This is a genomic window from Mesorhizobium sp. M7A.F.Ca.US.007.01.2.1, assembly GCF_003998165.1.
In the GTDB taxonomy this organism is placed as follows: domain Bacteria; phylum Pseudomonadota; class Alphaproteobacteria; order Rhizobiales; family Rhizobiaceae; genus Mesorhizobium; species Mesorhizobium ciceri.
The window spans coordinates 1-7,600 of record NZ_RZQP01000267.1; the positions used below are offsets into that span (position 1 = coordinate 1).

General features: G+C 63.3%; 8 protein-coding genes and 1 other RNA gene. 8 read left to right on the plus strand and 1 reads right to left on the minus strand.

The window, feature by feature from the left end:
• The 3 genes from EN949_RS30405 to rnpB form a co-directional block, all read left to right on the plus strand.
• A partial coding sequence (locus EN949_RS30405; protein ID WP_206534978.1) for a peptidoglycan-binding protein occupies positions 1 to 239 on the plus strand: 239 nt, incomplete at its 5' end.
• Between the two features lie 210 nt (positions 240 to 449).
• On the plus strand, positions 450 to 1,181 hold the full coding sequence (locus EN949_RS30410; protein WP_013530946.1) for a lytic transglycosylase domain-containing protein: 732 nt from the start codon (positions 450 to 452) through the stop codon (positions 1,179 to 1,181).
• Between the two features lie 50 nt (positions 1,182 to 1,231).
• Positions 1,232 to 1,641: RNase P RNA component class A (gene rnpB / locus EN949_RS30415), an RNA gene on the plus strand.
• Positions 1,642 to 1,728: 87 nt separating this feature from the next.
• On the opposite strand, the gene EN949_RS30420 is transcribed toward rnpB, so the two are convergent.
• Positions 1,729 to 2,856, minus strand: a complete 1,128-nt coding sequence (locus EN949_RS30420; protein WP_013530947.1) for a cystathionine gamma-lyase — start codon at positions 2,854 to 2,856, stop codon at positions 1,729 to 1,731.
• A gap of 410 nt (positions 2,857 to 3,266) precedes the next feature.
• Here EN949_RS30420 and mraZ point away from each other — a divergent pair, with 410 nt between their 5' ends.
• The 5 genes from mraZ to EN949_RS30445 form a co-directional block, all read left to right on the plus strand.
• A complete protein-coding gene (gene mraZ, locus EN949_RS30425; RefSeq protein ID WP_013530948.1) occupies positions 3,267 to 3,725 on the plus strand; it encodes a division/cell wall cluster transcriptional repressor MraZ in 459 nt (152 codons plus the stop codon).
• Entirely contained in the window at positions 3,722 to 4,756 is a 1,035-nt protein-coding gene (gene rsmH, locus EN949_RS30430) for a 16S rRNA (cytosine(1402)-N(4))-methyltransferase RsmH (RefSeq protein ID WP_127370815.1), read from the plus strand. Before mraZ ends, rsmH begins: the two co-directional genes overlap by 4 nt.
• Before the next feature lie 4 nt (positions 4,757 to 4,760).
• On the plus strand, positions 4,761 to 5,159 hold the full coding sequence (locus EN949_RS30435) for a hypothetical protein (RefSeq protein WP_013530950.1): 399 nt from the start codon (positions 4,761 to 4,763) through the stop codon (positions 5,157 to 5,159).
• Entirely contained in the window at positions 5,156 to 6,865 is a 1,710-nt protein-coding gene (locus EN949_RS30440) for a penicillin-binding protein 2 (RefSeq protein ID WP_013530951.1), read from the plus strand. Before EN949_RS30435 ends, EN949_RS30440 begins: the two co-directional genes overlap by 4 nt.
• A 54-nt stretch (positions 6,866 to 6,919) precedes the next feature.
• Positions 6,920 to 7,600 (plus strand): Mur ligase family protein (locus tag EN949_RS30445; RefSeq protein WP_245472547.1); only part of this gene is annotated, 681 nt, incomplete at its 3' end.

A 7,600-nucleotide genomic window follows, 5' to 3' on the forward strand; every position in this document is an offset into this window, starting at 1 on the left:
CCCCCGTCAGGCGAGGCGCTACTCTGACAACCGGCGACACCGGCGGCGATATCGAAGCGTTGCAGTCGATGCTGGCGCTCTACGGCTATGGCGTTGAAATATCCGGCGTTTTCGACCGGCAGACGGAGGCGGTGGTCGAAGCCTTCCAACGGCATTTCCGGCCGCGCAAGGTGGACGGCGTTGCCGACGGCTCGACGCTGCGGACGCTGCAAAGGCTGCTTGCTTCCGTGAAGCGCTAATCCCCGGGAGACCTCTCCCAAGCAATTCTTTCCAATCCTTAAGTTACAGGCTGTCACTCAAAGTGACTTGCCTGGCCTTGTTTGACACCAATTCGGGCGTCAAACGGCTGACGTGTAGATGTCGGACCCCAAGCCCCCCCGGGTTGTTCCGACGTTGGTTAGGCGTTGCTGCGTGAACATCTTCGCGCGGTTCAGACAGAACAGGATCACATGCAGAAATTTACCGTTTTAACGGCAGCTCTTGCTGCCGGCGTAATGACTTTTGCCTTCAGTGCGGCGCATGCAGCGTCATTCAGCCCGCGGGCCGATCAAGGGTTTCCCGTGGTATCCGCAAAAAGCGGCAAGGCAGGCCACGACGCCAAGGCGACAAAGCAGGCATCCGCCAAAGCGGAGACGAAGCGGGCTTCCGCCAAAGCGGAAAAGGCAAGCTGGTCCAAACCGAAGAAGTCCATCGCCAAAAGGCAGACGAAGCGCGGCCGCAAGACCGTCGACATGACGAGAACGGCATCGATCGGCCTCAGGAACGCGGCGGAGTCGACGGCCGCGGTGGCGAGCAGCGGCCAGTATTCCGCAATCGTTGCCCGCTATGCGGCGATCGAAGGCGTGCCCGTGTCGCTCGCCTCGGCGGTCATCAAGATCGAGAGCAACTACCGGCCCAACATCGTCGGCAGCGCCGGCGAGATCGGCCTGATGCAGATCAAGCCGGCCACGGCTCGGATGATGGGCTATAGCGGCTCCGCCAAGGGCCTGTTCGATCCCGACACCAACATCAAATACGGCATGAAATACCTTGCCATGGCACGGAGCCTCGGTGGCGGCACGACCTGCGGCACCATTCTGAAATACAATGCCGGGCACGCCGCAACGCGGATGAACCCCGTGTCGGCAGCCTATTGCGGCAAGGTCAAGGTGCAGATGGCTGCGCTTGGATCGCCCGCATAAGTCAGCTTTTTCGTTTGCGTTTTCGGGCGTGAACCCCTTTATACGCTCTGCCAGCTGGCTGGGCGGCCGCACCCGCAAACGCCGAAAGGTCGTGGGTGAGGAAAGTCCGGGCTCCATGGAAACACGGTGCCGGTTAATGGCCGGCGGGGGCGACCCCAGGGAAAGTGCCACAGAAAGCAAACCGCCACGATCCGGCTTGCCGGATTCGGGGCAAGGGTGAAAGGGTGGGGTAAGAGCCCACCGCGCGACTGGCAACAGGAGCGGCACGGTAAACCCCACCGGGAGCAAGACCGAATAGGGACGGTGCGAGGGGAAACCCTCGAGGGCTGTTTCCGGCTCACCGTCCGGGTAGGTTGCGTGAGGCGCATGGCAACATGCGCCCAAGATGAATGGCCGCCACGTTCTCGCCTCGCAAGGGACGAGGGCCATACAGAACCCGGCTTACAGGCCAGCTGGCAATTTCTCTCCCCCGATATCAAGAGAAATCTCTTGAAATCAGCAGGTTGCGCCCTCGGGCGCGCCTGTTGATTCAAGCCTGTCCGGCCGTTCATCCGAGCCGGGAGCCGCTGATCCCGTCCAGCGACGTCTCGATCGCTTTCCAGAGCTCTTCCACCGGCTCGCAGCCGACCGAGAGGCGGACGAAACCGGCGGAGACCGCATCGCCTCGCTTCAGGCGCCGCTCGGCGGAGGTGTGGACGCCGCCGAAGGATGTCGCGGCCTGCATCAGGGCACAATTGTTGATGAAGTCCTCGGCTTTGTCTTCCGAGGCGAGTTCGAAAGAGATGAGAAAGCCGAAGCGCTCCATCTGGGCGCGGGCTAGGTTGTGCGACGGGTCGCCTTCAAGCCCGGGATAACGCAGGCCGCTGATTGCCTTGTGGCCCTGCAGTCGCCGCGCGATGACTTCCGCCGAGGAACACATGCGATCGAAGCGCACATCCAGTGTCTCCAGGCCGCGGTGCACCAGCCAGGCTTCGAACGGACCGGGAATGCTGCCGGAAACTTCGCGCCAGCCGGTCACGGCGGCGATGATATCGGCATTGCGACTGGCGACATGGCCGAACAGCACGTCGGAATGGCCATTGGGTGCCTTGGTGTCGGCGGCAACGACGATGTCGGCGCCGTGGTCGAGCGGTCGTTGGCCGAGAGGGGTCATGGTCGTGTTGTCGACCACAAGGATCGCGCCGGCTTTGTGGACAGCATCGGCAACGGCGGCGATATCGCAGATATCCAGCCCCGGATTGGCAGGGGTTTCGACAAATGCCAGCCGATAGCCATCGAAGCCGCCATCGAGGAAGGTCGAAGTCGGCCTGGCATCATAGGTGATGCCGAGCGGCTTGAGGAAGCGCTCGGCCAGCGCTCGTGTCGTGTGATAGCCGTCCGATGGCAGCAGGATACGGTCGCCGGCCTTGAGCACGGCAAAAAACGCCGCCGAGATTGCCGCCATTCCGGAAGGGAATGCGACGCAGGGCGCGTCCTCCAGATGGGCCAGCATATGCTCGACCGCGTCCCAGGTCGGGTTGCTGAATCGCCCGTACTGGTTGAAGCCGGTGGCGTCGCCGGGCGCATGAAAGATGGCGGCCATGGTCAGCGGCAGGGGAATGGAATCGCCCATGGCAAGCCCGCTGCGACGCAGGTGAGGAAGCGCTGCAGCGCGTGACTTTGCTGTTTCAGACATCGAATTTCAGACCCTGTTGGTGACCGGCTGGATGTGGCGAGACGCTATGCCCGGCAGCGGCTCGCGGCAAGGCGCGTCCGGTTGGGCCAGGCGGCTCTAAACGCTTCGTTAGGCTTAATAGACCATAAAGACGAGACGTGTCGTCACGGCTGCTCTCTTTGGTCGGGGCGCGCGTGTTTGTGAAGCCTATTCCCGTTGACGCCCATAGTGCCCCATGATATCCCATCCAGACATCAAAGCCTTCGTTCCGTGTCAGGGTAAAGCGTACGCCAATCGGGCAGCCGCGGCGGCTGCGCGTTTGCTGGTTTTTGCCTGTGCGGACGAGGCTGATACGGGGCAGGGAACGCGCTGCGGCGGCGCGTGCGACAAGATGCAGAGGGGTGCGGCGGCGCAAGCGGCTGTAGCGTTTAATGGACCGGTTTCTGTCAAACACGGTGAGCAGGATCGATGCGAAGGGGCGGGTGTCCGTTCCCGCGCATTTCCGTGCCGTCGTGCAGAAGCGCGGCTATTCGGAACTCTATGCGCTGCGCTGCCTGGACCTGCCGGCGATGGATGTCGGCGGGCTCGACCTGCTCGACCGCTACGAGCAGCGCATAGCGCTCGAGGATCCCTTCCTGCAGACGGCGGACGATATGTCGTTCTTCTGCCATGGCGACGGAACCTTCTTGAAACTCGACCAGGACGGCCGCATCACGATGAGCGATTTCCTTCGCGAACACACCGGCATCTCGGCGGAAGTGGCCTTTGTCGGGCGCGGCAATTTCTTTCAGATCTGGGAGCCGGGACGGCTTGCCGCCTATGGGGCGCAGGCGCGGGCACGGCTTTTGCAGCTTCGGCAGGGGACGAAGCCTGGGGAGCGACCGGAATGACGGCAGGCCACGGCGATGACCTTCCTCGCGCCGTAGATGGGCACGCCGTTGGCGGATCGGCCCGCCACATTCCGGTCCTCCTTGCCGAAGTGCTCGAAGCACTGGTGCCGGCGCAGGGCGACCTCATCATCGACGGCACGTTCGGCGCCGGCGGCTACACCAGGGCCATTCTGGCGACAGGCGCCTCCGTGGTGGCGATCGACCGCGATCCGGATGCCATTGCGGCCGGGCGCGATCTTGAAGTGCAGTCGGGTGGTCGGCTGCGGCTGGTGCAGGCGCCGTTCTCGACGCTGGACGAACATGTCGAGAGCGCCGACGGGATCGTGCTCGACATCGGCGTGTCCTCGATGCAGCTCGACCAGGCGGAGCGCGGGTTTTCGTTCCGCGCCGACGGGCCGCTCGACATGCGCATGGCGCAATCGGGCCTCAGCGCCGCCGACGTCGTCAATTCCTTCAAGCCGGGCGATCTTGCCCGCATCTTCGGCTTCCTCGGCGAGGAGCGCCATGCCGGACGCATTGCCCGCATGATCGAGGCGCACCGCGAAAAGCGCCCGTTCGAGCGCACGTTGGAACTCGCCGACGCCATCGAGACGCATATCGGCCGGGCGCCGAAGGACAAGATCCATCCGGCGACGCGCGTCTTCCAGGCGCTGCGCATTTTTGTCAATGACGAGCTTGGCGAACTGGCCAAGGCCCTGTTTGCGGCCGAACGCGCTCTGAAGCCGGGCGGACGGCTCGCCGTGGTCACCTTCCATTCTCTGGAAGACCGCATCGTCAAGCGTTTCATCGCCGACCGGGCCGATGTCGCGACCGGCTCGCGTCACCTGCCCGAGGCGCATGCGCGCACCGCGACGTTCCGCAAGGCGGGCGGCGGCGTGACGGCCGGCGACGCCGAGGTGGCGGCCAATCCGCGCGCCCGTTCGGCCAGGCTACGCGCGGCGGTCCGCACCCAGGCGCCGGCGCGCGGCAGCGACTTTTCGATTTTCGGCCTTCCAAAGCTTCCCGGTATCGACCGGCCGGGGGAGAGGTAGCTAAGTGTTTCGTACCAGCGACATTGTCCTGATCGCCGTCATGGTTGCGGTCGCGGCCCTTACCTACAAGGCCAAGCGCGAGGCCGAGGAACAATTGGCCGCCGTGCAGAAGATCCATGCGCAGATACGCTATGAGGAGGACACGATCGACCTGCTCAAGGCCGACTGGAGCCTGCTTACCCAGCCGTCGCGGCTGCAGAAGCTCGCCGAACTCTACAAGTCGCAGCTCGAACTCGAGCCGGTCAGCGCCCGCCAGATCGGCGGTGTCGGCGACCTGCCGGCCAAATCCCTTGACATCCAGGACATCTTGTCGGGACGCCAGGGCGGCATGGCTGATAGTTCGGGCGGCAAGGCGCCGTCGGACGGCAGGGATCCCGTGGTGACCGGAGGCATCGCCCAATGATCGGTAAACTGCTGAAACGTCGCGCCAGGACGAGTGAAGATGGATCGATCGTGGTCGAGGGCGCCCGCAAGGCGACCGGCGGCAAGGGCAGGACGCGCATCGTCATGACGATGGCGGTGTTCTTCGGCATCTTCTCGACCATATCAGGGCGGCTGGTCTATCTCGGCTTCCAGACCCCCGATATGTCGGGCGGTCCGCAGAGCCGGGTGACGGCATCGCGGCCCGACATCGTCGACCGCAACGGCGAAGTGTTGGCCACGGACATCAAGACGGCGTCGCTGTTTGCAGAACCACGCCGGATTGTCGACGCCGACGAGGCGATCGAGAAGCTGTCGACGGTGCTTCCGGACATCGACTATGAGCAGACCTACCATAAGCTGAAGAGCGGCGCCGGTTTCGTCTGGCTGCAGCGGCAGCTGACGCCCAAGCAACAGTCCGACATCATGCAGCTCGGCATTCCCGGTTTCGGCTTCCGCACCGAAAAGCGCCGCTTCTATCCGAGCGGCGAGACCTCGTCCTACATTGTCGGGCTCACCAACATCGACAACCAGGGCATCTCCGGCATGGAGAAATATGTCGACGAGCAGGGGCTGAGCGACCTGCAGGCGTCGGGCCTTGCCATTGCCAAGGATCTCAAGCCGGTAAAGCTTTCGATCGATCTGCGCGTGCAGCATGTCGTGCGCGACGAGATCGCCGCCGGCCTGGAGCGCTATCGTGCCATGGGCACCGGCGCCGTTGTGCTCAACGTCAAGACCGGCGAAGTGGTGGCCATGGCCTCGGTGCCGGATTTTGATCCGAACAATCCCTACAACGCACAAGACAAGGACCGGCTGAATCGCATGTCGGCGGGCCTCTACGAGATGGGTTCGACCTTCAAGAGCTTCACCTCAGCCATGGCGCTCGATTCCGGCAAAGCGACGATGGCGAGCCGCTTCGATGCTTCGCATCCAATCCGGGTCGGCCATCAGGCCATTCACGATTTCCACGGCAAGAACCGTGTGCTGTCGTTGCCGGAGGTGTTCCTCTACTCGTCCAACATCGGGTCGGCCAGGGAAGCCGAGATGGTCGGCATCGAGGGGCATCGCGAATTCCTGCATCGCCTTGGCATTCTGGACAGGATGCAGACCGAATTGCCGGAGACTGCCCGTCCGACTGAACCGAAGGTCTGGAAACAGGTCAATTCATTCACCATCGCCTTCGGCCATGGCGTGTCGACGACGCCGCTGCAAGCGGCTGTGGGCTGCGCGGCGTTGATGAATGGCGGCTTCCTGATGAACCCCACCTTTCTGGTGCGGACGCAGGCGGAAGCGATGGCCACCGCCAAGAGAGTGGTGAGCGAAAAGACCGTCGAAGGCATGCGCTACCTCTATTCGCTCAATGCCGAAAAGGGCTCTGCCAGAAACGCCAGAGTCCCCGGCTACCGCGTTGGCGGCAAGACCGGAACCGCCGAGAAGGTCATCAATGGCCGCTACTCGAAGGACTTGAATTTCAACACCTTCGTCGCCGCCTTCCCGATGGACGATCCGCAGTATCTGGTGTTTACCATTGCCGATGCCCCGCACCCGGAAAAGCCCGGCATGACGGATGTCGCGGCTGCGAATGCTGGGGTTATGGCCGGCAATATCATCAGGCGTTCAGCTGCCATGCTTGGCGTGAAGCCAGATTTCAGCCATGAAAATGGTGCAACGCTGGTTTCCTATCAGTGATTCTTAGGGCGCGCCGGCAACAGCGCGCTATTTTGTTGCGGTGAACGGGACTCGATGAAGCTCAGAGATCTAGCCGGTATCCTGCCCGTCGAGGGAATAGCTTCCGTCGATCTGGAGGTTACAGGGATTTCTTCGGATTCCCGCCAGGTAAAAGCGGGCGTTGTCTTTTTTGCGCTCGCCGGAACCAAGGCCGACGGTGCCGTTTATGCCGCAGATGCCGCCGCGCGCGGTGCGGCCGCGATCGTGGCGGGCAAGGGCAGCACCATTGCCGGGCTCCCGGTTCCGGTGCTGGCGGTCGACGATCCGCGCCTGGCGCTGGCGCAGAGTGCGGCACGCTATTTCGGCAAGCAGCCTGAGATCATGGTCGCGGTGACCGGCACCAGCGGCAAGACCTCGGTCGCAGCCTTCACCAGGCAGATCTGGGAGCAAGCCGGTTATGCCGCCGCTTCGATCGGCACCACCGGCGTGGTGGCGCCTGGGCGCAACGACTATGGTTCGCTGACGACACCCGATCCGGTCGCCCTGCATCAATTGCTGCAGGAATTGGCCGATGCCGGCGTCACCCACGCCTCGATGGAAGCCTCCAGCCATGGGCTCGACCAGCGCCGCCTCGACGGCGTGAAGCTGGCCGCCGGCGGCTTCACCAATCTCGGCCGCGACCATATGGATTATCATCCGACCATCGAGGATTATCACCGCGCCAAATTGCGCCTGTTCGACACGTTGCTGCCGAAG

What these genes read in the sequence shown, in the direction of transcription:
- mraZ (WP_013530948.1), top strand. Translation starts at nt 3,267, where the DNA reads ATGGACCGGTTTCTGTCAAACACGGTGAGCAGGATCGATGCGAAGGGG.
- EN949_RS30410 (WP_013530946.1), top strand. Translation starts at nt 450, where the DNA reads ATGCAGAAATTTACCGTTTTAACGGCAGCTCTTGCTGCCGGCGTAATG.
- EN949_RS30440 (WP_013530951.1), top strand. Translation starts at nt 5,156, where the DNA reads ATGATCGGTAAACTGCTGAAACGTCGCGCCAGGACGAGTGAAGATGGA.
- EN949_RS30420 (WP_013530947.1), bottom strand. Translation starts at nt 2,856, where the DNA reads ATGTCTGAAACAGCAAAGTCACGCGCTGCAGCGCTTCCTCACCTGCGT.
- rsmH (WP_127370815.1), top strand. Translation starts at nt 3,722, where the DNA reads ATGACGGCAGGCCACGGCGATGACCTTCCTCGCGCCGTAGATGGGCAC.